At 32.8% G+C, this 24260-nt stretch carries 24 protein-coding genes; 18 read left to right on the top strand and 6 right to left on the bottom strand.

What is annotated here, in order from left to right; genetic code table 11:
* The first annotated feature begins 76 nt into the window (after positions 1 to 76).
* Positions 77 to 793: a biotin--[acetyl-CoA-carboxylase] ligase gene (locus OH806_RS04270; protein WP_264742434.1), complete on the top strand. Its 717-nt coding sequence runs from the start codon at positions 77 to 79 to the stop codon at positions 791 to 793.
* On the opposite strand, the gene OH806_RS04275 is transcribed toward OH806_RS04270, so the two are convergent.
* From OH806_RS04275 to OH806_RS04290, 4 genes are read right to left on the bottom strand one after another with little or no spacing between them, the layout of a single operon-like run.
* Complete coding sequence (locus OH806_RS04275; protein WP_264742971.1) at positions 787 to 1896, bottom strand: LptF/LptG family permease; 1110 nt, start codon at positions 1894 to 1896, stop codon at positions 787 to 789. The two genes, OH806_RS04270 and OH806_RS04275, sit on opposite strands and share 7 nt — an antisense overlap.
* Positions 1897 to 1909: 13 nt before the next feature.
* Positions 1910 to 3043 (bottom strand): tRNA guanosine(34) transglycosylase Tgt, encoded by a 1134-nt coding sequence (tgt, locus tag OH806_RS04280; protein ID WP_264742972.1) that lies wholly within the window; start codon positions 3041 to 3043, stop codon positions 1910 to 1912.
* Positions 3044 to 3048: 5 nt separating this feature from the next.
* The gene (locus OH806_RS04285) at positions 3049 to 3417 is read right to left on the bottom strand and encodes a DUF4296 domain-containing protein (protein ID WP_264742435.1); all 369 of its coding nucleotides are present in this window, start codon (positions 3415 to 3417) and stop codon (positions 3049 to 3051) included.
* Positions 3414 to 4130, bottom strand: coding sequence for a polyprenol monophosphomannose synthase (locus tag OH806_RS04290; RefSeq protein WP_264742436.1), 717 nt, complete (start codon positions 4128 to 4130; stop codon positions 3414 to 3416). Before OH806_RS04290 ends, OH806_RS04285 begins: the two co-directional genes overlap by 4 nt.
* Between OH806_RS04290 and OH806_RS04295 the strand changes: the two genes are divergently transcribed.
* The 16 genes from OH806_RS04295 to fabF all read left to right on the top strand — a co-directional run bounded on the left by OH806_RS04295 (position 4114) and on the right by fabF (position 20684).
* Positions 4114 to 4875 carry a DUF4271 domain-containing protein gene (locus tag OH806_RS04295; protein WP_264742437.1) on the top strand — a complete coding sequence of 254 codons (762 nt, stop codon included), beginning with the start codon at positions 4114 to 4116 and terminating at the stop codon, positions 4873 to 4875. The two genes, OH806_RS04290 and OH806_RS04295, sit on opposite strands and share 17 nt — an antisense overlap.
* An 11-nt stretch (positions 4876 to 4886) precedes the next feature.
* Positions 4887 to 5627, top strand: coding sequence for a uroporphyrinogen-III synthase (locus OH806_RS04300; protein ID WP_264742973.1), 741 nt, complete (start codon positions 4887 to 4889; stop codon positions 5625 to 5627).
* Positions 5628 to 5715: 88 nt separating this feature from the next.
* Complete coding sequence (locus OH806_RS04305) at positions 5716 to 7767, top strand: S9 family peptidase (protein WP_264742438.1); 2052 nt, start codon at positions 5716 to 5718, stop codon at positions 7765 to 7767.
* The gene (locus tag OH806_RS04310; RefSeq protein WP_264742439.1) at positions 7760 to 8101 is read left to right on the top strand and encodes a hypothetical protein; all 342 of its coding nucleotides are present in this window, start codon (positions 7760 to 7762) and stop codon (positions 8099 to 8101) included. The genes OH806_RS04305 and OH806_RS04310 overlap by 8 nt, the downstream gene beginning before the upstream one ends.
* A gap of 440 nt (positions 8102 to 8541) precedes the next feature.
* Positions 8542 to 9426: a hypothetical protein gene (locus tag OH806_RS04315; RefSeq protein WP_264742440.1), complete on the top strand. Its 885-nt coding sequence runs from the start codon at positions 8542 to 8544 to the stop codon at positions 9424 to 9426.
* 4 nt (positions 9427 to 9430) lie between these two features.
* On the top strand, positions 9431 to 10267 hold the full coding sequence (locus tag OH806_RS04320; protein ID WP_264742441.1) for a hypothetical protein: 837 nt from the start codon (positions 9431 to 9433) through the stop codon (positions 10265 to 10267).
* Between the two features lies 1 nt (position 10268).
* Positions 10269 to 11096: a hypothetical protein gene (locus OH806_RS04325; RefSeq protein WP_264742442.1), complete on the top strand. Its 828-nt coding sequence runs from the start codon at positions 10269 to 10271 to the stop codon at positions 11094 to 11096.
* Positions 11097 to 11515: 419 nt separating this feature from the next.
* The gene (locus OH806_RS04330) at positions 11516 to 13063 is read left to right on the top strand and encodes a sensor histidine kinase (protein WP_264742443.1); all 1548 of its coding nucleotides are present in this window, start codon (positions 11516 to 11518) and stop codon (positions 13061 to 13063) included.
* Between the two features lie 96 nt (positions 13064 to 13159).
* Positions 13160 to 13846, top strand: coding sequence for a response regulator transcription factor (locus OH806_RS04335; protein ID WP_264742444.1), 687 nt, complete (start codon positions 13160 to 13162; stop codon positions 13844 to 13846).
* 78 nt (positions 13847 to 13924) lie between these two features.
* Entirely contained in the window at positions 13925 to 14569 is a 645-nt protein-coding gene (locus OH806_RS04340) for a hypothetical protein (protein WP_264742445.1), read from the top strand.
* Positions 14570 to 14588: 19 nt separating this feature from the next.
* Entirely contained in the window at positions 14589 to 14936 is a 348-nt protein-coding gene (locus OH806_RS04345; RefSeq protein ID WP_264742446.1) for a hypothetical protein, read from the top strand.
* A gap of 67 nt (positions 14937 to 15003) precedes the next feature.
* Entirely contained in the window at positions 15004 to 17688 is a 2685-nt protein-coding gene (locus OH806_RS04350; protein ID WP_264742447.1) for a TonB-dependent receptor domain-containing protein, read from the top strand.
* Between the two features lie 182 nt (positions 17689 to 17870).
* The gene (locus OH806_RS04355; RefSeq protein ID WP_264742448.1) at positions 17871 to 18287 is read left to right on the top strand and encodes an OsmC family protein; all 417 of its coding nucleotides are present in this window, start codon (positions 17871 to 17873) and stop codon (positions 18285 to 18287) included.
* 119 nt (positions 18288 to 18406) lie between these two features.
* Complete coding sequence (locus tag OH806_RS04360; protein ID WP_264742449.1) at positions 18407 to 19009, top strand: TetR/AcrR family transcriptional regulator; 603 nt, start codon at positions 18407 to 18409, stop codon at positions 19007 to 19009.
* A 5-nt stretch (positions 19010 to 19014) separates the two neighbouring features.
* Entirely contained in the window at positions 19015 to 19440 is a 426-nt protein-coding gene (locus tag OH806_RS04365; protein WP_264742450.1) for a PaaI family thioesterase, read from the top strand.
* 2 nt (positions 19441 to 19442) lie between these two features.
* Entirely contained in the window at positions 19443 to 20684 is a 1242-nt protein-coding gene (gene fabF, locus OH806_RS04370; RefSeq protein WP_264742451.1) for a beta-ketoacyl-ACP synthase II, read from the top strand.
* 132 nt (positions 20685 to 20816) lie between these two features.
* Here fabF and OH806_RS04375 read toward each other — a convergent pair whose 3' ends face one another.
* Entirely contained in the window at positions 20817 to 21572 is a 756-nt protein-coding gene (locus OH806_RS04375; protein ID WP_264742452.1) for a murein L,D-transpeptidase catalytic domain family protein, read from the bottom strand.
* A 317-nt stretch (positions 21573 to 21889) separates the two neighbouring features.
* Between OH806_RS04375 and OH806_RS04380 the strand changes: the two genes are divergently transcribed.
* Positions 21890 to 23134, top strand: a complete 1245-nt coding sequence (locus tag OH806_RS04380; RefSeq protein ID WP_264742453.1) for a DUF445 domain-containing protein — start codon at positions 21890 to 21892, stop codon at positions 23132 to 23134.
* 83 nt (positions 23135 to 23217) lie between these two features.
* On the opposite strand, the gene OH806_RS04385 is transcribed toward OH806_RS04380, so the two are convergent.
* Positions 23218 to 24255 (bottom strand): quinone-dependent dihydroorotate dehydrogenase, encoded by a 1038-nt coding sequence (locus OH806_RS04385; protein WP_264742454.1) that lies wholly within the window; start codon positions 24253 to 24255, stop codon positions 23218 to 23220.
* Positions 24256 to 24260: the final 5 nt, after the last annotated feature.

Genomic DNA, 24260 nt, shown 5'->3' on the forward strand with positions numbered 1-24260 from the left:
ATAATCTGCAAATTTATTGTTTTTTCTTTACTTTAGCCTTACTTTTAAGCCCTTAAATGTCTTAAAGTTTTCTTAAATGCCTCATCTGTTTTATTTAAAAGAATGTTCTTCTACTAATGACGAAATATCTAAATTTTTACTTTATGAGAATTCAGATTTTGTAGGTTTGCATACTTTTAATCAAACAAAAGGTCGTGGACAATATGGAAACACCTGGTCATCAGTGGCTGAAAAAAATTTAGCTTATACTTTAGCGGCAAAAATTGAAAATTTCACATGCTCAGATTTTATGTTCAATTATTATACCGCAATAATCATAAGGGATTTTCTTGCCAATTTGACCGAACAGAATGTAAAAATAAAATGGCCAAACGACATTATTCTTAAAAGTAAAAAAATAGTTGGAATTTTAATTGAAAAGAAAAAAATTAATCAAACTAATTATTTCATTATTGGTTCTGGAATTAACATTCTTCAGGAAAAATTTGACGAGATATCTAATGCGGGTTCCCTTTTAACGCAGACAGGAAAGACTTTTAACTTAGATGAACTTACTATAGACTTTCATAATTACTTGGTTGAGAAACTAAAAAAAATCCCCTCTGATGAGGAAATCATGCATCGTTTTAATCAAAGTTTATTTCGTAAAGATGAGATTTCAGTCTTTGAATTAAATAAAAGGAGACAAAATGGCATCATAAAACAAACCGACGAAAACGGAAAAATCTGGATTGAACTGGAAGAAGACGGCTTAAAATCTTTTTACCACAAGGAAATAAAACTCCTTTACTGATTTGCTCTTTTCAAATATAAAATCAACGCAATTGGCAAGAAAACTAAATTAGGAAACCACATCGCTAAAAACGGTGTCATGCTTTTATTCTCAGAAACAACTTTTAAGGCCTCAAACGAGAATACAAAAACAAACGCTAAAGAAATACCCACTGCAAGATTGATTCCCAACCCTCCTCTTTTCTTTTGAGATGCCAAAGATAGAGCTAAAAAGGTTAAAATGATAATAGAAACCGGCATTGAGGTTCTTTGATGAAGCTCATTTAAGTAAGAATTAAGGTTTCCGTTACCTTTTTCTTTTTCCCTTTCAATGAATTTTATAAGCTCAGGCGTTGTTTTATTTTGTCCTAAAAGTTCATTTGGAAAAAGCTCTTCGGGCGAATGACCAAAGTTTTTTCTTAATTCATAACCATGCGCAAGTTTCTCAGAATCATCTTTATTGATAGTCTTTTCGGTATAATTATTTAGTACAAATTGCTTTTTTGCCTGATCCCAATATACTTCCGAAGCCTTCAGCTCATAAAGCAATCTCCTGTTTTTATCAAATCTCTGAAAAACAAAACCACTTCCTCTTTTTTCTTTTTTATTCCAAGAGTTTACGAAAATATACTCTGTCTTACTTAATTGCGCTGAAGCAGGAGCTGTTCCTAAAATCTTTTCTTTATTGGTAGAGTTATAGGTATACGCTTCCAACTGGTTCTTCTTAATATTTGCCCACGGAAGAACCATATGATTTACGGTAAGAGAAATCAGTGCAATAAATACAGAAGTCAGCAAATACGGTCTTGCAAACCTATGAAAACTCGCGCCACTACTTATGATAGCAACAATCTCCGTATTATTTGCCATTCTGGATGTAAAATAAATCACCGAAATAAAAACCAGAATTGACAAGAAAGTCACAACAAGATTCAAAATCCAGAAAGGATAGAAATGTATTAAGAAGTACATCAAATCCATCTTAGGATCTAATAATTTTGCATTTTCAATCCTCGGAATTTTCTGCTGAACATCTATTACAAGCACAACTATAGATAGTAATATCAACATGAAACTAAAAGTTCCAAGGTATTTTTTAATGATATATTTATCTATAATTTTCAGCATTGTCTATCTTTTATAACCTTTGTCTTAGAACAGGAAGTACAGAGTTTTTCCATTGATAGAAATCTCCTGCTATAATGTGTTCTCTTGCTACTTTAACCAAATCTAAATAAAATGCCAAATTATGGATAGATGCAATTTGTTTCCCCAAATACTCTTTAGAAACAAACAAATGCCTAACATAAGCTTTAGAATATTCTCTATCAACGAAACTTGTTCCAAACTCATCCAGAGGAGAGAAGTCTTTTTTCCATTTTTCGTTTTTCATATTCATCACACCTTTCCAAGTGAAAAGCATTGCATTTCTTGCATTTCGGGTTGGCATTACACAATCCATCATATCAATTCCTAAGCCAATTGACTCCAAAATATTCCAAGGAGTACCAACTCCCATCAAATATCTTGGCTTATCTTTCGGAAGAATATCTGTAACCTCATCAGTAATTCTGTACATTTCCTCTTCAGGTTCACCTACAGAAAGACCTCCAATTGCATTCCCTTCTGCTCCAGCTTCAGAAATAACTTCGGCTGAAATTTTTCTTAAATCCGAATACGTAGATCCTTGAACAATAGGGAAAAGCCTTTGTTTATGACCGTATAATTCAGGGTTATTTTCCGTCCATTCAATACATCTTTTCAACCAACGATGTGTAAGCTCCATTGAAGTTTTCGCCTGATTATACTCACAAGGATAAGGAGTACACTCATCAAAAGCCATAAAAATATCTGCACCAATCTGTCGTTGAATTTCCATTGACTTTTCCGGAGAGAACATATGATAACTTCCATCGATATGAGATTTGAATCTCGCTCCTTCTTCTGTCATTTTTCGACTACTCGCCAATGAAAAAACTTGAAAACCTCCGGAATCCGTAAGAATTGGCAAGTCCCAATTCATAAATTTATGCAAACCTCCAGCTTCCTGCATTGTTTCCATACCAGGACGAAGATATAAATGATATGTATTACCCAAAATAATCTGGGCTTTTATGTCTTCCTTCAATTCTCTTTGGTGAACTGTTTTTACACTTGCCACAGTTCCTACAGGCATAAAAATAGGCGTTTGAATCTTACCATGATCTGTGGTAATTTCTCCTGCTCTAGCCTTTCCCTCAGAGGTTTTCTCTATAGTAAAAAATTTTTGCATCATAATTATCTCTCCAAGTTCGGTAAATTAGTCCCGCTTTTGAGTTTATCCTTTACATATTTATCAGCTTTCGGGTCTTTTTTCAACAAAACCTCTTGCGCATCTTCAGCAATTCCTTTCATCTGTTGCTTCATCACGTAATACTTAAAGCTTTCTACAAAATCATCAGGTTTTACATTATGTTCTTTAAGAACATATCTTGTTCCCGCTTCCAGATTTGTATTTTGATAGGTAAAAGTTGCCTGGTCATTAATTGCTAAATCTGCCAATATTTCAGCCATCTTTACCTTATCAACAAGATTTTTGGGCTTATCAATATATTCTGCACATGAAAATACAAACATCAAAACAAAAAGTAATATTAATCTTTTCATAATTTATTGATTAATGATTTCCATTTTAAATTAAGCACACCGAAAACAGCTTCATGGATAATTCCACCATTCATCTTGCTCTCTCCTAAAATTCTATTCGTAAATATAATGGGAACTTCTACAATTTTAAAACCTTTTTTAAAGGCCCTGAATTTCATTTCAATTTGAAACCCGTACCCTTTCAATTTTACATTATCCAAGCCTATTTCTTCCAATACTTTTCTTGAAAAACAGACAAAACCAGCCGTTGTATCATGAATAGGAAGACCTAAAATGAATCTAACATATTTTGACGCGAAATAAGAAAGTAAAACCCTTCCCATTGGCCAATTCACCACATTTACTCCTTTTGAATAACGTGAACCTATTGCCATATCTGCATTCAGACAAGCTTCAAAAAGTTTTGGCAAATCACTGGGGTTATGAGAAAAATCGGCATCCATTTCGAAAATATAATCATATTTATTTTCAATAGCCCATTTAAACCCATGAATATATGCCTTTCCCAAACCATCTTTTACATGCCTGATTGACAAATGCAAACAATGGGGAAATGTTTTCTGCAAATCTTTTACAATATTAGCAGTACCATCAGGCGAAGAGTCATCAACAACCAAAATATGAAAGCCTTCGTCTAACGCAAAGACTGCGGAAATAATATTTTCAATATTTTCCTTTTCGTTATAAGTTGGGATGATGACAAGTTTTTTCATTTCAGTTTGCAAAGATAGTTTATTTAACCTTTTTATTTTATACAAAATAATCTATAATTTTGCAAAAAATATACCTTTGCCGTTATCACAAAACTTTATAAACCATGTAAGAATACCTGAGAACAATGATTGGGTAATTTTTATATTGCTGGGATGCGTCTTTTTATTTGTTTTTATGATGAACATCATAGAAAGAGATGCTAATTTAAAAGACTTTTTGCTTCAAAAATATTTTGATGCAAGTAACAACCTGCCAAGTTGGGTTATCACATCCTGTGTCACAGCTCTTACCATAAGTGTATTAATATCTCAATACATCCCTTTTGTCCCTAAATATATAAATGATATAAATATTTTAGGATTTCAGCTCAATAAGTTTGGTTATACTTTAGCCGTTATTATATTGTTTTATCTGATAAAATGCGCTTTAGGCTTCTTATTCTACCAAAGTATAGGAGACGGAAAAAAGTGGTCAATTTTTTATTTCACTTCTACAAAATTTTACTTTGTTTTATCATTCTTATTGATAATCTTATGTATCATTCATTATTATTTCAATATAGATAGAAGTAAAGTATTTATTTATTACCTGCTGTTTTTTGGCTTTGTTTTCGTTTTTAAGATTTTTTTCTATTTATTTCACAAGAACAACGTCTTACCCGAAAAATGGTATTATAAATTTTTGTATATTTGCACCCTCCAAATTGCTCCGTTGTTGTTGCTTTGGAAATTGTTATTTATTTAAAAAAGTCAATGATGAGAATAAAGTCTATATTGGTTTCTCAACCTGCGCCTAGTGAGTCGTCTCCATATTTGGATATAGCGAAGAAGGAAAAAATAAAAATCGATTTCCGCCCTTTCATCCATGTCGAAGGAGTTGACAATAAAGAATTAAGAACACAGAAAATTGATCTTACGCAATACACCGGAATTATTTTCACCAGTAAAAATGCTATAGATCACTACTTCAGACTTGCAGAAGAACTACGTTTTGCTGTTCCTGATACCATGAGATACATTTGCCAATCTGAGGCGATTGCAAATTATCTACAAAAACATATTGTATATAGAAAGAGAAAAATCAGTTTTGGAGAGAAAAACTTTTCAGATTTAGCTCCTCTTTTCAAAAAATTCCCAACTGAAAAATATCTATTGCCATCTTCAGATGTTTTGAGTCCGGATATCATCAAAACTTTAGATAGTGCAAATATAGATTGGACAAGAGCTATCATGTACAGAACAGTTTGCAGTGACTTAACAGATATCAACATAAAAGATTATGACATGTTGATTTTCTTCAGTCCACAGGGAATTAAATCTTTACAACAAAATTTCCCTGATTTCAAACAAGATGAAACAAAAATTGCCGTATTTGGTAACACAACTTTAGCTGCGGCAGAAGAAGCAGGACTAAAAATAGATTTAATGGCTCCTACAAAGGAAACACCATCCATGACAATGGCAGTTGAAAAATACATTAAGGCTCTTCACAAATAGCCTTTAGCACAAAATACCTAATAACCGTCTTTTCAATTAAGGAAAGATGGTTTTTTTTTAATTAAATTTGAACAATTATTAATATTGAATGAAAGCTCCACAGGCAAAAAAAATAGAAAAAATACTAGAAACACACGGTGATAAAAGAATCGACAACTACTTCTGGCTCAACGAAAGGGAAAACCCGGAAGTCATAAAGTATCTTGAAGAAGAAAATGCTTATGCAGATTTTATGATGAGGGATAGCGAACAACTTCAGGAAGAACTTTTCGAGGAAATGAAAGCCCGATACAAAAAAGATGACGAATCTTTACCCTATTTCTTCAATGAATATTGGTATATCGTTCGTTATGAAGAAGGAAAAGAATATCCTATTTTTTGTAGAAAACATAAAAACTTAAACAATGAAGAAGAAATTGTTGTTGATGTCAATATTTTAGCTGAAGGCGAAAGTTATTTTGAAGTAGGAAGCCTTGCTGTAAGCCCCAACAACGAACTCGTATCTTTTTCTTCAGATAATGTAGGAAGAAGAATCTACTCTATTAATTTTAAGAATTTAAAGACCGGTGAAATTCTTTCAGATAAAATAGAAAACACCACAGGAAAAGCTGTTTGGGCAAATGACAACGAACACATTTTTTATATAAGAAAAGATGAAAGTTTAAGAGCTTACAAAGTTTTCAGACACAAATTAGGAACAGACTCATCAGAAGATGTTTTGATTTTCCATGAAGAAGATGAAACCTTTGATGTAAATGTTTTTAAAACAAAATCCTTAGAATATATTTTTATAGCAAGTTCAAGCACAATTTCTGATGAACACAGATTTATTCCGGCTGACAATGTTTTTGCAGATTGGACAATAATTCAGCCAAGGATTGAAGACTTGGAATATTCTGTTGAACATTATGAAGATGAATTTTATATCATTACCAACGCAGACGAAGCAACCAATTTCAAAATTGTAAAAACAAAAATTGAAAATTGCGGAATCGAAAACTGGATTGATGTCATTCCCCACCGTGAAAAAGTCTTGCTGGAAGGTTTTGAAATCTTTAAAAATTATCTGGTACTTGAAGAAAGAGAAGAAGGACTTCTACAAATCAAAATTATTGACAAAATAAATAAGGAGTCTTATTATTTACCGTTCTCGGATCCTACTTATACCACTTATATTGGTATTAATTTAGAGTTTGACACAGAGGTTTTACGATATGGCTACACTTCTTTAACAAAGCCTAGCTCAACTTATGAGTATAATATGAAGGATAAAACGACAAAACTTCTAAAACAACAAGAAGTTTTGGGTGGAAAATTCTTCCCCGAAAATTATATTTCTGAAAGAATATGGGCAGATTCCAGAGACGGAAAAACTAAAATTCCAATCTCTTTGGTTTACCACAAAGACACTATAAAATCTGAAAATACACCTTTACTCCTTTACGGATATGGAAGTTACGGACATACTGTTGATGCCAGTTTTTCGAATGTAAGGCTTTCAATTCTGGACAGAGGTTTTATTTATGCAATTGCACACATCAGAGGTGGCGAATATTTAGGAAGAGAATGGTATGAAGACGGAAAAATGCTATTCAAAAAGAACACCTTCTTCGATTTTATTGATGCGGGGAAATATCTAATTAAAAAAAACTATACTTCCTCAAAACACCTTTACGCAATGGGAGGAAGCGCAGGAGGATTACTTGTTGGCGCAGTCATGAATTATGAACCATCTCTATTTAATGGCGTGGTTGCTCAAGTTCCTTTTGTAGATGTGGTAACAACTATGCTGGACGATACAATTCCTTTAACAACCGGAGAATATGACGAATGGGGAAATCCTAACGATGAAGAATACTATCATTACATGAAAGAATATTCTCCTTACGACAACGTAGAAGCTAAAGATTATCCCAATATATTAATTACCACTGGCTTTCATGATTCTCAGGTTCAATATTGGGAACCAGCAAAATGGACTGCAAAGTTGAGAGAATTAAAAACTGACAATAATATTTTGATTTTCAAGACTGACATGAGCTCTGGTCACGGTGGTGCGAGCGGAAGATTTGAGTCTTTAAAAGAAGACGCATTAGAATACGCTTTCTTATTAAAATTAGAAAATAAAAAAGATGATTAACGAGGCAGAATACTGGAAAAAAATAGAACAGTTTTTTGAAGATAATTTCGGAACAGAAAAAAATCCACCGATTGAAACATTGCTTTTTTTAATCGGACTTCAGGAGTTAGGAAGCGGTCAGCAAAAATATACGAAAGACGATAAAGTAAACCTAATTCACATTGCGGTTTGCAGATTATTAGAACCTTTCGGCTATTATAAATTCACTCATTATGAAGATGGATGGCCACAATTTAAAAAACTTGAAGAATTACCAGAGCTAAAACCCAATGAACAAACTTTATTAATGAAAAAAGCAATTATTCAATATTTTCAAGAAGAGGAATTACTCTAAAAAATAATCCCGACCCTTATAATAGAGACGAACTATAAAGTTCGTCTTTTGTTTTTTATAGAAACAAGACCGATCTCCCATCAATAGAGCAAATTACAACAATAATTAAAAATAAAGTAATATTATTATTTATCTAATATTGATTTAGAAAATTAATAAATAAAAACATGTTAATAATTCACAAATTTCATATATTTGCAACATAAGATGTACTTCCCCTTACACAATCAACCCATTGACAAGTAATAGTATTTGTCTTTTTTAGGCATTGTCTTAAAAAGACAAACATGAGTGGTATCTAAGAGTAAAGTAGCTCACACAAATAATAATTAATTGAAAACACAAAGTCTATTAAAAATTTAACAAAACTCCCTTAAACACAAAAGAAAATAATTATTTCGAAGAAGATATAACAGATTAATTTTTAAATAGAAACTAAAATGAAAAAAATTAACACTTCTTTGATAATGTTGCTTGCCGTTAATTTGACTTTTTCACAAGTAGGAATTTCAAAAAACCCTATTATTAACATGCATAGTAAAGCCATATTACAAGTTGACGGAAAATATAATGGTAAAAATTATGGAATAATGTTGCCTGCAGTAACATCTCCAAACAATTTACCTTTCCCGAATTCATCCAACCCTTCTATGACAGGGATGATTGCGTTTGAGAAAACCCACGCAACAATATACTCCTATGACGGAGATTCATGGACTAATGAAACCACCCTACCTAGTTTTAAAAACAATCAATCAAGATTTTTATCCAATGCCACCGAAAAAGTAAGTGTCGTTTGTGTTCTTTTAGGGTGTGGTCGACACGTAGGACTTGGGTTCAGCGCATCGATTGATGGTCAAAAATCTTATAATAATTTAAATATAACTCGAGAAACAGCTGTAGTAGACGGTGGAGGAGCTTATGGAAATGAAAATTTCGATAATGCAAAGTTCACCATTACTCAACCAGGTCTTTATGAAATTTATTTAAACATTCCTTCAAAAACAGGAGGTGCTGTTTCATTAACCAGTGGACCTCAGTATCAATTAAGAGCCTATTTAAAACAACCCGACAACAGCTATAGTGAAGTTAAATTATCTACTTTTTTTCCTGATTATTATGGAGTTTTAGGAATTGGTGGAGATTTGGATACCGCAGCATTCACATCAACCAAAATCCGTCTAAAAGCTGGAGATTATATTATCTCAAGGATACACTCTCCTCTTGCAACAGTTTCTGTAGCGGTGACTCTCACAGCAAATACAAATTCTACTATTGCAACGTATTACCCGAGAGAAATAATGTTTACCAAAGTAAGTGATTAAGATTATGAAAAAAATAACTACAATAGGGCTCTTTATTTTAATAGCTGTAAGTACACTCGGGAACGCACAAGTTAAGATTGGAGACAACCCGGAAACAATACACCCTAGAGCTATTTTACACCTAGAAAGCCCAACAAAAGGATTTATTCTTCCACAGGTAGAAAATAGTACCGAGCTACCTCATTATAATATCCTGCAACCAGATTTATACGACAATGTAGCAGAAGACAATGGATTAATATTCTACAACAAACAGACAAAAGAAGTTGTAAAATACGACGGATACAGATGGGTCTCTGCGACCGAAAAAAGTATTAAAAACTATAAAAATGTGAGTATTATAGGTTCAAATGCAGCAGACCAAGTTGTTGCAAACCTATTAGGAATTACAGGTCGCCCAACATTAAAATTTAATATTCTAAATGATATTGAACGAAACAATATAAATAATTTAGGTGTAACAATAAATGCAGAGGGCGAAATTACAATTCCCTCAGATGGATATTACAGAATAAACCCTTCCATAAAAACAAGTAGCGCAGGTGGTCTTTCTGTAGGAAATGCCGCCACTATTGTTTCCTTACAAGCGCTTTATGTCGGCGCAACAGCAGAAGGATGGCAGAAAATTCATGAAAACAGTTTTTTATTATACGGATTAGTAGTAACAGCAGGAAATGCAAATTCCGTCAATAGCTTTTCGATAATAAAATATTTGCACGCTGGAGATCAGATTCGTTTGAGAGGAGGTATTCAAGCTGACACAGGAGTAAATCTAGGCACAGGAGTAACCTTTAAAATGAGCGACAAAGACACTTTTTTATACATAGAAAAATTGAATTAATATGAAAAACAAAATATACCTTTTAGTCCTTTTATTTGCCACTAAAATTCTTTTCTCCCAAGTTATTATTGGTGATCATATCAATCCAAGCAGTAACTCAATTTTTAGTATTGTAAATAAAGAAGACAACTCTACCAATTCTAAAGGACTGATAATTCCTGTAATCAATAACGAAAGTGAACTGCCTTTATATAACTCAAGTATCGGTGACAACTTTGAAAATGAAGAAGCAATGCAGGGAATGCTTATGTACCAGAAAGATGTCAAAAGAGTAATGTATTACGATGGTAACCTATGGCAACCTACTTTTTATGAAATCGGAGGAAGAACCACTCGTGCAAGTATGGATCCCGCGACACTTGAAGCCAATTACCCTTCTGTAACATGTGTACTTATTGGTTGCGGAGAAAAAGACGTCCCATTTGGGTTCTATAATAGCACTTTAGACAGTGATAAATTAGGCATAATTGATCCTCAAGGTGTTATTAATACTAATTTCAGCAATTTTACCTTCAAAGAATCCGGTCTTTATAAAATTCTTATAAGCCTGAAGGTTAAAACTTCCGGAGTTCATGTAAGTCCCCCGGTAATTTCTTTCAGAGCACTAAAAAATGATAATATCATTGCAAGAAATGATGTTGCCCTTAATGAAGCTATTTTAGTTACAGCAGGAGCTAACAGAGTTGGAACTATGGAATTTATGGCAATGTTTGAGAAAGGAGACAAACTCAAAGTTCAGATTTCGGGAGGTATTTCCATACTTACAGTAGCCGATAACTACAAAATAGTCCCTACCGACGGAACTTTTATAAACATCGAAAAAATGTAGATAAAAATAGGAAGTTTTTACTTCCTATTTTTTTTATCTTCTTCATTCCTTTCTATTTCCTTTATAAAAAGTCAGAACCTTCTAAGGTTTTAACTCCCCGACTTATCCAACATTCAGTTTTAGTAAAAGGTATGCTCTTTTGAGACTTCTACGTTAGAAATTCCCACGAACTAAACCTTTCACAAATCATAATCTTTGTTAAATATAATATCACAGTCCATAATGATATTATATTCTAAAAAAGCCAATTCTTTATTTTAAAGTCATACTTTTCCTACGACAAGCATCTATAAATTTATAAATAAATGTTAAAAAACACTGTTTTAAGATAAATTATACAATTTTTTGGCTCGTTTTTTGTTTATCAAGTCTTAAAATAATTAATTTTAACATTCATTTTTTTCAAAACTATATAGTAAATGAATAATAAGTTCATCCCAATAATCTCGGTGTTTATGACAATCTCACTGATAGTTTTCGTCACACTCCAATTTTATTGGCTTAAACGCTATTATGGAACCCTTGAGCAGGATTTTTCAAACAAAGTATATTCTGCTTTGGAAAATGTTTCAAAGAACATTGGAGAAATAGAAGTCGACAAATACCTCAATCAAGACAATAAAAACTTTAGAAACAACATCCTTGCAAACAGTGATCAGCCTTCTTTAACGACTATTCAACAGGTAGAAGATTCTGGAACACAGAGACAAATCATTTATTCTAAAAATATTATTGAAAAAAGTCAGCTCCCAATTTCTAAAATGGGAGACTCAATAAAACTAACCAAGTTGTATACCGATGAAGCAGCCTATAAGGTAAAGCGAGATACAACGAATCGTGAGCTTTTAACGACAGATATCAATCAGGATTTAGAAAATGGAGATTTCTATATGCGGGAATATGCTAAAATAGTCGGTAATAATTTACCTATCACCAAAAGGGTAAACCCGAAAATTTTAGACTCTGTTATCACAAAAGAATTAAAAATAAGAGGAATCACAGCCAAATTTGGGTACGGAGTTATTGATAAAAACAACAATCTCACAAGTATCGTTAATAAAGATTATAAAGAAAAAAAAGACAACAACACATATAGCTACCCTCTTTTCACAGATAAAAAAGATAGAACCCTATATAGTTTAGCATTAGTTTTTCCGAAAAAAGAATATTCTTTGGCCATGAACAACTGGCCGATGCTTTTAGGAACTTTCCTTTCTTTATTAACAATTTTGGGAATCTACATTATTTCCATTAATTATATGATGAGGCAGAAAAAATTGGCTGAAGTAAAGACTGACTTCATCAACAACATGTCTCATGAATTCAAAACACCTTTAGCAACAATTTCCGTTGCAACAGATTCTTTGGCAAACGACAAAATCGCAACCAATCCTGATAAAGTAAAGTATTATTCTGAGCTTATCAAACAGGAAAACTTAAGAATGAAAAAACAGGTAGAAAATGTTCTTAATATGTCTAAGCTTGAAAGAAATGAAGTAAAATTATTCTTAAAAGAAACAAACGTAAGAGAATTAATCAAAAGAACGACAGAATCTTTCAATCTGATTGTACAGCAAAGAAACGGAACGTTGGAGCAGGAGTTTAATGCAACAAAATACAATTTCAAAATCGACGAATTTCATATCTCAAATATGTTGGTAAACTTATTGGATAACGCCAACAAATACTCACCAAATGAGCCTGAAATAAAAGTAAAAACAAGAAATGAAGGCAATTGGTATATTATTGAAATTTCTGATAAAGGAATGGGAATGGAAAACCAGAACAAAACAAAAATTTTTGAGAAATTTTTCAGGGAAGAAACCGGAAATATTCACAATGTAAAAGGCCAGGGTCTTGGATTGTCTTATGTAAAGAAAATAGTAGAGTTACATAAAGGACAAATTTTGGTAGACTCACACAAAGATAAAGGAAGCACATTTACAATTAAACTTCCAATGAGCTAAAAATTTAGAATAGTATTAAAATAACCAAAACAAAATATTTATAGACGAGAAGGAACAGCAATTCATTCTTAATTGTTAATTTTTAATCTTAAAATTATGAGCAACAGAATATTATTAGTAGAAGACGATCAGAGTTTCGGAGCAGTGTTGAAGGATTATCTTATGATAAATAACTTTGAGGTAACTCTGGCAACAGACGGGGAGCAAGGCTTAAAAGAGTTTACAGAAAACGAATTTGATATTTGCATTTTTGACGTTATGATGCCTAAAAAAGATGGTTTTTCATTAGCTGAAGATGTAAAAAAAATTGATAAGAATACGCCTATCATTTTCTTGACTGCAAGAAATATGAGAGAAGACATACTGAAAGGATATCAGTTAGGCGCTGATGACTACATTACAAAACCATTTGATACAGAACTACTTCTATATAAAATCAAAGCAATTCTTCAAAGAAGCTCTACTCTAGAAAATGAAGAACAGGAACAATTCAAAATCAGTAATATTTTCTTTGACTCTATGTTGAGACAATTGAGAGTCGGTGATAACGAGTACAAACTTTCTCCAAAAGAGAATGAATTATTAAAACTCCTTTGTATTCATAGAAATGATTTCATGCCTAGAGATCTTGCTTTAAGAAAAATCTGGAAGAAAGAAAATTACTTCACAGCAAGAAGTATGGACGTTTATATTGCAAAACTTCGTAAACTATTAAAAGACGACGAAGGTTTGGAAATTATCAACGTTCACGGAGAAGGATTCAGACTTTTAGTTAAGAATTAATCTTAAAACAACATTATAAATAAAAAATTAGCAAAACAATTAAAAATGTTTTGCTAATTTTGTTTCATACGATTGATTATGAAACAAACTTTTTTAGGCTTATTCGCGATTTCTCTATTTACGATTTCTTGTAAAAAAGATGAAAGACCAACTTATTTAAAGGATGAAGCAGGAATTCAAGCTCCTGTAATCAATAATACACAAAAAGTTTCTATTTTGGACCAAGCAGGAATCCAGAATACACAACAAACTGTAACTCCAATTTCCGGAACAACCGTCACAGCCCCAGGAATGAACCCTCCTCATGGGCAACCCGGACACAATTGTGCCATTCCTGTAGGACAACCTTTAAATGGTAATTCACAAGCTCCTAAAGCACAGGTAACTCAAAATCCAAATGGTACTCAATCTATTCAAATAGACCCAAATTCTTTAAATCCAGGAAAATTTGCATTAGATAAAAACGGGAAAACCGTAAAAACAGCTCCGGGAATGAATCCTCCTCATGGAGAACCAGGTCACAGATGTGACATTCCTGTAGGACAACCTTTAAACAGTAAACCTCAGACCTCTCCGGTCACTCCACAACCTCAGCAAAATACAGTTCAAACCCCTGCTCCAACTCAGCAACCACTTGCCCAAGGAGAAAAACCAAAATTAAATCCTGCCCATGGCGAACCATGGCATGATTGCGCATTAAAAGTTGGTGAACCTTTGCCATAATTTTTGTATTTTTGCAATTGTGAAGCTATTTCAGATTTTAACCATTATCTTCTGTTTAGGAATTTTCTTAGTTCCTAAGGATAACTTCTATTTACAATCTGCACAAGACACATGTTGTAAAAGTGACTCAAAAATGGATTGTTGCAAAGACAATCACAAAGAATCAACTCAAGGCAAAAAATCTTGTACTGATGATTGTTGCACAATCTGCATTTCATGTTATACATTCATAGAAACTCCTTTTTCAAAAAATCTGTATTTGGAGTTTTCTTACTACAAAGCCAATAAAAATTTACAATTCGAGTATTCAGATCCACATCTTTCAGATAGTTTAAAAGAAATTTGGCAACCGCCGAAGATAGGTTAATTATCCTTATTTGAGTTCATTAAAAATATAGTGAACCAATTTTTAATTAATCTAAATTTTAAACAAAATGAAATTATATATTTCCAAGTTTTTGCTTGGGTTATTCCTATTATCTACACAATTTATTTTTGCTCAAAATCTTTCTAAAAAACAGTTTAGCGTAAAAGGCAGCTGTGGAATGTGTAAAGAAAGAATAGAAACCACAGCCAAAAAAGCAGGTGCAAAAGAAGCTGTCTATTCAATTGATACACAAACTTTAACCTTAGAACCAAATAGTTCAGTTTCTACTGACGAAATCCTCAAAAAAGTAGCTGAAGCCGGACATGACAATGAAAAGTTCAAAGCTGATGATGATACTTACAAAAATCTTCCGGGATGTTGTCATTATGAAAGAAACCAAGAACCATCAAAAACTGAAATTAATCTTTCTTCAAAAAAAGAAAATGAATTTTATGTAAAAGGAAACTGTGGTTCGTGTAAAGCTAGAATAGAAAAAGCAGCAAAAGATGCAGGTGCAACTTCTGCAGAATGGAATGCAGAAAAGCAAACCGTTACTTTAAATTTTGACCCAACAAAAACTTCTACAGATAAAATTTTAAAGAAAATTGCCGAAGTTGGTCATGATAATGAGAAATACAAATCAACAGATCCTGTTTATAGCGAATTACCAGGATGTTGTCTTTATGACCGTGAAATTCCTTTTGGAGAAGCCAATCCTAATATTCATTTTGAAGGAGGGACAAAATCTGAACAAAATGAACAGAATAATCATAAATCTTCAAATGAAAATCATACCAAACATGAAAAAAATATTGAGGGTGTCACCATCACAGGCGGAAAAGCGGCAACTTCTTTAAATAAAAAAGAAACAGGACTTGTTTTTAATATTGACAAAAAAGAGTTATTAAAAGCAGCTTGTTGTAATTTATCCGAAAGTTTTGAGACCAATGCAACCGTTGATGTTTCTTTCAGCAATGCCGTTACGGGAACCAAACAATTGAAGATGTTAGGCTTAGAACAAAAATATACAAGCTTAACAAAAGAATTATTACCCGAAATCAGAGGCTTAGCTTCCGCTTATGGCCTAAGTTTCATTCCTGGAAGATGGATTGAAAGTATTCAGCTAACAAAAGGAGGAAGCACGGTTACCAATGGGTACGAAAGTATCACAGGACAAATCAATACCGAATTGTTGAAACATGCAGATACACCCGAAACTTCTTTGAATTTATTTTCTGATTTTAACGGAAGAGCCGAAGCCAATATCACAAGTGTATCTAAAATCAACGACCATTGGTCACAAACTTTTTTACTTCACGGAAACGGAACTTTCGGTGATACAGACATGAATAACGACACGTTTCTTGACAGACCAAAAGGAACTCAGATTAATACAGCTTATTTATTAAACTTCAATGATTTAGACCATTCAGGTTTTGGTTCACATTTCGGAATTAATTTCATTAAAGACGAAAGAACAGCAGGACAAATCGGGTTTGATAAAAAATTGCCTCAAAATCAGCAGTCTTTGTATGGTGTAGGAATCGATATTTCTAGATTTCAAGTTTGGAACAAAACAGGATATGTATTTAAAGGAAAACCTTATCAAAGTTTAGGTTGGATGAACCAATATACCTATCATCAGCAAGACAGTTTCTTTGGATTGAGAAATTATTCTGGAAAACAACAAACTTACTATTCAAATTTAATTTTTGAAAGTATCATAGGGAATACCAACCACAAATACAAAGCCGGAGCGAGTTTTTTGTATGATGGATATGATGAAATGTATTTATCTCAAAACTTTAAAAGAAACGAAATCGTTCCTGGAGTTTTTGCTGAATACACTTTAACTGGACTAAAATACACCTTGGTTGCAGGAGCAAGAGCAGATTTTCATAACTTGGCAGGAACTCAGTTTACTCCAAGATTGAATTTTAAATATGATATCACTCCACAGACAATATTGAGACTTTCTGCAGGAAGAGGTTTCAGAACAGCTAATGTTTTTGCTGAAAGTCAACAATATTTCGCATCAAACCGAAGTATAGAAATCTTGCAAAATGGAGGTGAAATTTATGGTTTAAAACCTGAAATCGCATGGAATTACGGGGCAAGTTTGCAACAAGAGTTTAAACTTTTCGGTAGAAAATCGTCAATTATTGCAGACTTTTTCAGAACAGATTTCCAAAATCAGGTGTTGGTAGACTTAGACCGTTCACCTCAGCAATTAACTTTTTATAATCTAGATGGAAAATCTTTCGCCAACTCCTTTCAAACGCAATGGGATTTTATCCCTTTCAAAAATTTTGATGTGAGACTGGCTTACAAATATTACGATGTACAGGCAGATTATTTGGAGGGAAGAAGAGAAGTTCCGTTTATGGCGAAACACAGAGGCTTTGTGAATTTAGCTTATTCAACTAATAAAAATGATAAAGGAGGTTTTTGGAGTTTTGATACAACATTAAACTGGGTTGGGAAACAGAGACTTCCGAATACATCTACAAATCCTGACGAGTTTCAATTGCCAACATATTCAGAGTCTTATGCAGTCTTGAATGCTCAGATTTCCAGAAATTTTAATAAAAAAATCAGAGCGTATCTGGGTGGTGAAAATTTAACTTCGTATTATCAGAAAAATGCAATCGTTGATTTTAAAAACCCTTTCGGAAATTACTTTGACGGAGGAATGGTTTACGCTCCTATCATGAAAGCCAACTTTTATATAGGCTTGGATGTTACTTTCTAAATACTAAAAAGTCAATTGATAAATCATAAGCATGGTTTCTATAAATTAATTTCATTGAACCATACTTTTTTGTATCTTTAATCCTAGAATATGTAGTTCTGAAAGAGTTTATCTGCTACTTTAAAACTACATTATAATAGCAAAAATGAATAAATTTAACATTAACCAAAAAACAAAGCTTTATGAAACGTAATGCAACAGCCGTTTGGAACGGTACAGTAAAAGAAGGAAACGGACATTTAACAACGCAAAGCACAACATTAAATGAAACTCAATATTCTTTCAACAGCCGTTTTGCCGAAGGTGTAGGCACCAACCCGGAAGAATTGTTGGCAGCAGCTCATGCAGGATGTTTCACGATGAAGCTAAGTGCAGAGCTTACTCAAGCTGGTTTTACACCAGAAGAACTGAAAACAACATCAGTAATCAACCTTGACCCAAGCATTGGAAAAATTACAAAATCTGAACTTACTTTAACCGCAAAAGTACCGGGAATTTCAGAAGAAGACTTTCAAAAGTATGCTAAAATTGCTGAAGAAGGATGTCCTGTAAGTGCTGCTTTTAATTTTGAAATTACTTTAAACGCTACTTTAGTTTAATATAATTTATTTTAAAAAAAATATTTTGAGTCTGGATAAAAACTTATTCAGACTTCATTTTAAAACAAAAATATACCGATTGGTATATTTTTGTATATTTGTGTCATAATTAAGCACAAATGTCAAAAGCAGAAAAGACAAAACAGTACATTATAGAGAAAACAGCACCTTTGTTTAATACCAAAGGCTATTTTTCCACATCTTTGTCTGATATTACCCAAATAACTGGACTTACGAAAGGAAGTATTTACGGAAATTTTGAAAATAAAGATGAATTGGCTCTTAAAGTTTTCCAATATAATTCGGGGACACTCAAAAAAAAATTGTCTACTCTTCTGAATGAAAACCATCTCTCGTCTTTAGATAAACTATATATTTTTGTTGATTTTTACAGAAAAAACTGGAAGTCGGTCTTTAAAAATGGAGGCTGCCCTTTAATGAACGCTGCAACCGAAGCAGACGACACTTTTCCCGCATTGAATGACCAAGTGAAAAGTTCATTTGAAGAATGGAGTAAAACAATTACAAAAATCATTAAAACAGGTCAAGAAAGCAAAGAATTTTATCAAGAAATAAATGCTGAAGAATATGCTTCTATTTTCATAGTTCTCATTGAAGGTGGTATTTTATTATCAAAAACAACAGAAGATGAAAGACATTTAAACCTTGCTTTAGACAGAATTATAAAACTTATTGATAACGAAATAAAGAAAAATCCTTAGAAAAAATGGATAAATTACAAATATTAAAATCATTCATCGGAAAAGAGTTCACACAATCTCCGTCACCTTTTATGAAATGGCTAAATCCTATTGTGGTTTCTGCCGAAGAAGGAAATATAGAATTTAAGTATAAAGTAAGAGAAGAATGGCTGAACCCGATGGGAAACATGCACGGTGGAATCACAGCTGCAATAATAGATGACATTATTGGTGCAACCATGTTTTCCTTAAATGAAAATACATTTATAGTAACAATAAACAATAGTATAGATTATTTTTCCACTGCGAAAGAAAATGATAATATTGTAGCCGAAACTAAAATTATTAAAAGAGGAAAACAATTTGTAAATGCTCAATGTGAAATTTGGAATGAAGACAAATCAAGGCTTATTGCAAGAGGAACCTCTAACTTATTTAAAATTAATAACTAAACATGAAAAGAGTTGTCATTACAGGATTAGGTGCAGTAACACCTTTAGGAAATAATGTCGAAGAATTTTGGCAAAACAGCATTAAAGGAGTAAGCGGAGCTAATAAAATAACACACTTTGATACAGAAAAATTTAAAGTAAATTTTGCTTGTGAAGTGAAAAACTTTGACCCTAAACTACATCTTTCCCACAACGAAATAAAAAGAAGCGATTTATTCTCACAATACGCCATGTATTCTTCTACTGAAGCAATCAAAGATTCAGGTTTGGAATTGGAGAAAATGGATCCTTTTGATACGGGTGTAATTTGGGGAACAGGACAAGGCGGAATGTGGACCTTTGAAAGTGAAGTAATGGAATTTTCCAAAGGAGACGGAACTCCACGTTTTAATCCTTTCTTTGTTCCAAAATTCATAGCCAATATGGCTTCCGGAATGATTTCCATGAAATTTGGACTTCAAGGAATAAATTACACCACAATTTCAGCTTGTGCCACAGGAAATACAGCATTGATGGACGCTTTCAATTATATTCGTCTCGGAAAAGCCAAAGTTATCATAAGCGGAGGTTCAGAAGCTGCAATTACACCAGCTTCCATCGGTGGATTTTCTATCATGAAAGCAATGTCCACAAGAAATGATGATTTTGCGACTGCAAGCCGACCTTATGATGCAGAAAGAGATGGTTTTGTAATGGGAGAAGGAGCCGGAGCTTTAATCTTAGAAGAATATGAACACGCCAAAGCAAGAGGAGCAAAAATATATGCAGAATTGGTAGGTGCTGCAATGACAGCCGATGCTTATCACATGACAGCACCTCATCCGGAAGGTGTCGGAGCTATAAAAGCTATGCAGATTGCATTAAAAGAAGCCGGAGCAAACACAGAAGATATTGATTATATTAATCCTCATGCAACTTCTACTCCACTTGGAGATTTAGTTGAGTTGAAAGGTATCAGCAAACTATTCAAAGGAAGTAAAAATCTTGACATTAGTGCTACAAAATCAATGACGGGACACTTATTGGGAGCTGCAGGTGCAGTAGAAGCAATTCTTTCTATAAAAGCTATTGAAAACGGAATTATTCCGCCAACAATCAACCTTCACAACATGGATGAGAACATACCTAAAGATGTAAATATTGTTTTTGGAGAAGCTAAAGAAAAAGATATTCGTTTTGCATTAAGTAATGCTTTTGGATTTGGAGGACATAATGCAACGCTGGTTTTCAAGAAATTTTCTTGATATATTTAACTTCAATTATCTTGCAGATTTGCAGATAATGCATATTTTTTAATTCTACGCTTCTACAAATCAGTTCAATCTGCAAAAAAAAAATTACAAATAAAAGCAGTCAGAAATTTGACTGCTTTTATTTTATGCTTTCAACCATTCAGATTGAGAGAGATAATTCTGATCTGGATAATAAATAAAAAGAACATTTCTTCCCTTTATTGTATTAATAATCGGCTTTGTCAAATCTCTAGGAACAGCAGGACATCCCCAACTTCTTCCAATTCTTTTATGCATTGCTGCAAATTCTTCACTCACATAATCTGCACCATGCATTACAATTGCTCTTTTATAAGCTGCATCATTAAAACCTTTATCCATTCCCAATAATCGTAGAGAATATCCGTTGTCTCCATTATAAGTAGCATCAGTAATGTAAAATCCTAAACTACTTTGCAATGAACTGTTGGTATTCGAAAAATTCGTGGCAAATTCTTCTCCTGTGTTTTTTCCGTGTGCTACAAGAGAATTAAACAAAACTTTTCTCTCATTCATATCAATTACCCAAAGTCTTTTTGTATTTGAGGACATAGAAAAATCGCATACCGTAAGTAAATGCGAATCCTGACTAAGCAAACCAGCTTTCTTCAAATTCTCAAAACCAGTTAAGGCTTTGAAGAAAACTTCTTCGTTAAGTTCATGTCCTTCTTCAAATGCTATAGATTTGTATAATTCTGCTGATGAAGATAAAGTATTTGTCGTTTTCTCCGGTTTTGTTTCAGTTAATCTTTCAATCTTTTTTGAACTGATTTCATTCTTTATGTCAACGTTTTTCGGAGACCAATAGAACGAAGTAGTTACCATGTAAACAATACCCAATAAACTATAAAATCCTTTCATTCAATACTATATTAATTCAAATTAAGTGAGGCAAATTTATAAAAACATGATTACCAAGCCACAATAACTCCACAAAGTTTAACTCAATTTAAGAAACTTTAACTTCCTGATTTTGTGAGTTAAAACTAATTTATTTCTCGAAACTTAAAGCTAAAATAAGGTAATAAACTTCTTTTTATAATACTTTCATTCAAGAAAGTATCCAATTTAAAATATGGATTATTTTTTGCTTTTTTGTTTTCAATAGGATTTATAAAAAACACTTAAAGTTTATTGAAACTAGACAATACACCATCAAAATTATTAAATTTGATAATATGAGTGATGAAATCAAAAGAAAACAGCTAAGAAAATATAAAGCATTCGCTACAGGATTATTTATTTTGATGGCGGTTTTATTTATATTTACAACCATTTTGCAAAAAACCAACGATTCTCATTGGATTGGGTATGTTCGTGCTTTTTCCGAAGCAGCGATGGTTGGTGCTTTGGCAGACTGGTTTGCGGTTACTGCCCTTTTTCGCCATCCTTTAGGTTTGCCCATTCCTCACACCAATTTAATTGAAAACAGTAAACAAAGTTTAGGTAATAATCTAGGAAGTTTTGTTGTCAATAACTTCCTTTCACCTCAAAATATCCGTCCCTATATTCAGAAATTAAAAATATCCAACTTTGTAGGAGAATGGCTCGGAAAAGAGAAAAATCAGGAAACTCTCATTAAAAACATTTCGGATATCATTTTAGATATTTTAAATAAGTTGGATGATTCTGCGGTAAGTCAGTTTATCAGCAAAAAAGTATCTGAAATGGCTGATGATATTAAACTCAACAAAATTGTAGGAAACGGAATTAATTATATCATAGAAAAAGACGACCATCAGAGAATCATAACCAACCTTTCATCACAAATAAAGACTTACATCCTTGAAAATGATGAAATGATTCAGGAAAGGGTAAAAAAAGGAAGTTATTCTTTCATTCCTTCTTTTGTGGATAATAAGATTGCAGATAAAATTACCAGCGGACTTTCAGAATTTTTTAAAGAGATTGAAGAAGATTCTCAACATGAAATCCGAAATTTAATCACTAAAAAAATTCACGAATTTTCGGTTGACCTAAAAGAAGATCCAAAATGGGAAAATGAATTTAAAAACATTAAAAATGACCTTTTAAAAGGAGAAAAATTGAATGAATATTCAACAGACATCTGGATTTCCATCAAAAAAACATTAACAAACGAACTTCAGGAAGAAAATTCTTCATTGAAAAATTATATCTCTAAAAACCTGAACGAATTTTCTCAAAACCTTAAAACCGATGAGAGCCTTCAGAACAAAATCGACCATTGGGTTCGGGTGACAGCTTATAAATACATTCTAAAAAATACGCATCAATTCGGAAACCTCATCAGTTCTACCGTTGGAAATTGGCAAGGAAAAGAACTCAGTGAAAAACTGGAATTGGAAGTAGGAAAAGACCTTCAATTCATCAGAGTAAACGGAACTTTAGTTGGCGGATTGGTAGGCTTGATTATTTATACAATTGCACATTTTTTTATTTAAAACCCGACTTAATCCGATAAATCTTTGGAACAAAAAAGCAAAACCTCATCAGTTTTGCTTTTCATATTTTTTAAGTTAATCTATTATCTCGGCAATCTACTTGCTCTTTTCAGAAGCTCTGCATTGATATCGTTAATCAATTGTGGTCCTTCATAAATAAAACCTGTATATAACTGAACCAAACTTGCTCCTGCATCCAGTTTTTCCATAGCATCTCTTGCAGAATGAATTCCTCCTACCCCAACAATCGGAAATGCTCTGTTGCTTTTTTCCGAAAGATATTTTATCATTTTCGTACTTTTTTCACGAATAGGCTTTCCGCTTAAACCACCATTTCCTATTTGCTTTAAAATTTCAGGTGAAGTTTTCAAGCCTTCTCTGTTTACAGATGTATTAGAAACAATTACCCCGTCAATTTTTGTTTCAGCAATCAGTTCAATGATTTCATCAAGCTGATTATTATTCAAATCCGGAGCAATTTTTAATAGAATAGGTTTTCTTACAGATTTTGAGTTGTTTATTTTTTTAACTTCAGTAATAAGTTCTCTCAAATATTCGACATCTTCCAATTTGGCATGACTTCCCACATTCGGGCAACTTACATTCAGTACAAAATAATCTACATAAGGATGAAGCCCTTCAAAACATTCAAGATAATCTTGTGTGTAGTTTTCAGGAGTTGTTGCCGTATTTTTTCCGATGTTTCCTCCAATGATGATTTTCCCTTTATTTCCTTTCAGTTTCTCAATCGCAGCTTCTAAACCATCGTTATTGAAACCCATTCGGTTGATGATTCCTCCGTCTTCAATAAGTCTGAACAATCTTTTTTTAGGGTTTCCAGCCTGAGCTTTGGGGGTCACCGTACCAATTTCTACGAAACCAAACCCTAAATCTGCCAATTCATTATACAAAACCGCATTTTTATCGAAACCGGCAGCCAAACCAACAGGATTTTTAAACTTCAACCCGAAAACTTCTCTTTCCAGGCGCTTATCTTCAATAGGTTTCGGAAGAAATAATTTGGTTAAAAATCCAAAATTTTTAAGCATTGAAAAAGTAAAATGATGAACTTCTTCGGGATCGAATTTAAAGAGAATCGGACGAATAATCGACTTATACATTGAAA

Origin of the sequence: Chryseobacterium oryctis, from assembly GCF_025971925.1 — a bacterium.
GTDB classification, from domain to species: Bacteria; Bacteroidota; Bacteroidia; order Flavobacteriales; family Weeksellaceae; genus Chryseobacterium; species Chryseobacterium oryctis.

What these genes read in the sequence shown, in the direction of transcription:
- OH806_RS04320 (WP_264742441.1), top strand. Translation starts at nt 9,431, where the DNA reads ATGAAAAAAATAACTACAATAGGGCTCTTTATTTTAATAGCTGTAAGT.
- OH806_RS04375 (WP_264742452.1), bottom strand. Translation starts at nt 21,572, where the DNA reads ATGAAAGGATTTTATAGTTTATTGGGTATTGTTTACATGGTAACTACT.
- OH806_RS04270 (WP_264742434.1), top strand. Translation starts at nt 77, where the DNA reads ATGCCTCATCTGTTTTATTTAAAAGAATGTTCTTCTACTAATGACGAA.
- OH806_RS04385 (WP_264742454.1), bottom strand. Translation starts at nt 24,255, where the DNA reads ATGTATAAGTCGATTATTCGTCCGATTCTCTTTAAATTCGATCCCGAA.
- fabF (WP_264742451.1), top strand. Translation starts at nt 19,443, where the DNA reads ATGAAAAGAGTTGTCATTACAGGATTAGGTGCAGTAACACCTTTAGGA.
- OH806_RS04305 (WP_264742438.1), top strand. Translation starts at nt 5,716, where the DNA reads ATGAAAGCTCCACAGGCAAAAAAAATAGAAAAAATACTAGAAACACAC.
- tgt (WP_264742972.1), bottom strand. Translation starts at nt 3,043, where the DNA reads ATGCAAAAATTTTTTACTATAGAGAAAACCTCTGAGGGAAAGGCTAGA.
- OH806_RS04315 (WP_264742440.1), top strand. Translation starts at nt 8,542, where the DNA reads ATGAAAAAAATTAACACTTCTTTGATAATGTTGCTTGCCGTTAATTTG.
- OH806_RS04300 (WP_264742973.1), top strand. Translation starts at nt 4,887, where the DNA reads ATGAGAATAAAGTCTATATTGGTTTCTCAACCTGCGCCTAGTGAGTCG.
- OH806_RS04355 (WP_264742448.1), top strand. Translation starts at nt 17,871, where the DNA reads ATGAAACGTAATGCAACAGCCGTTTGGAACGGTACAGTAAAAGAAGGA.
- OH806_RS04365 (WP_264742450.1), top strand. Translation starts at nt 19,015, where the DNA reads ATGGATAAATTACAAATATTAAAATCATTCATCGGAAAAGAGTTCACA.
- OH806_RS04350 (WP_264742447.1), top strand. Translation starts at nt 15,004, where the DNA reads ATGAAATTATATATTTCCAAGTTTTTGCTTGGGTTATTCCTATTATCT.
- OH806_RS04340 (WP_264742445.1), top strand. Translation starts at nt 13,925, where the DNA reads ATGAAACAAACTTTTTTAGGCTTATTCGCGATTTCTCTATTTACGATT.
- OH806_RS04380 (WP_264742453.1), top strand. Translation starts at nt 21,890, where the DNA reads ATGAGTGATGAAATCAAAAGAAAACAGCTAAGAAAATATAAAGCATTC.
- OH806_RS04335 (WP_264742444.1), top strand. Translation starts at nt 13,160, where the DNA reads ATGAGCAACAGAATATTATTAGTAGAAGACGATCAGAGTTTCGGAGCA.
- OH806_RS04290 (WP_264742436.1), bottom strand. Translation starts at nt 4,130, where the DNA reads ATGAAAAAACTTGTCATCATCCCAACTTATAACGAAAAGGAAAATATT.
- OH806_RS04325 (WP_264742442.1), top strand. Translation starts at nt 10,269, where the DNA reads ATGAAAAACAAAATATACCTTTTAGTCCTTTTATTTGCCACTAAAATT.
- OH806_RS04360 (WP_264742449.1), top strand. Translation starts at nt 18,407, where the DNA reads ATGTCAAAAGCAGAAAAGACAAAACAGTACATTATAGAGAAAACAGCA.
- OH806_RS04285 (WP_264742435.1), bottom strand. Translation starts at nt 3,417, where the DNA reads ATGAAAAGATTAATATTACTTTTTGTTTTGATGTTTGTATTTTCATGT.
- OH806_RS04330 (WP_264742443.1), top strand. Translation starts at nt 11,516, where the DNA reads ATGAATAATAAGTTCATCCCAATAATCTCGGTGTTTATGACAATCTCA.
- OH806_RS04310 (WP_264742439.1), top strand. Translation starts at nt 7,760, where the DNA reads ATGATTAACGAGGCAGAATACTGGAAAAAAATAGAACAGTTTTTTGAA.
- OH806_RS04295 (WP_264742437.1), top strand. Translation starts at nt 4,114, where the DNA reads ATGACAAGTTTTTTCATTTCAGTTTGCAAAGATAGTTTATTTAACCTT.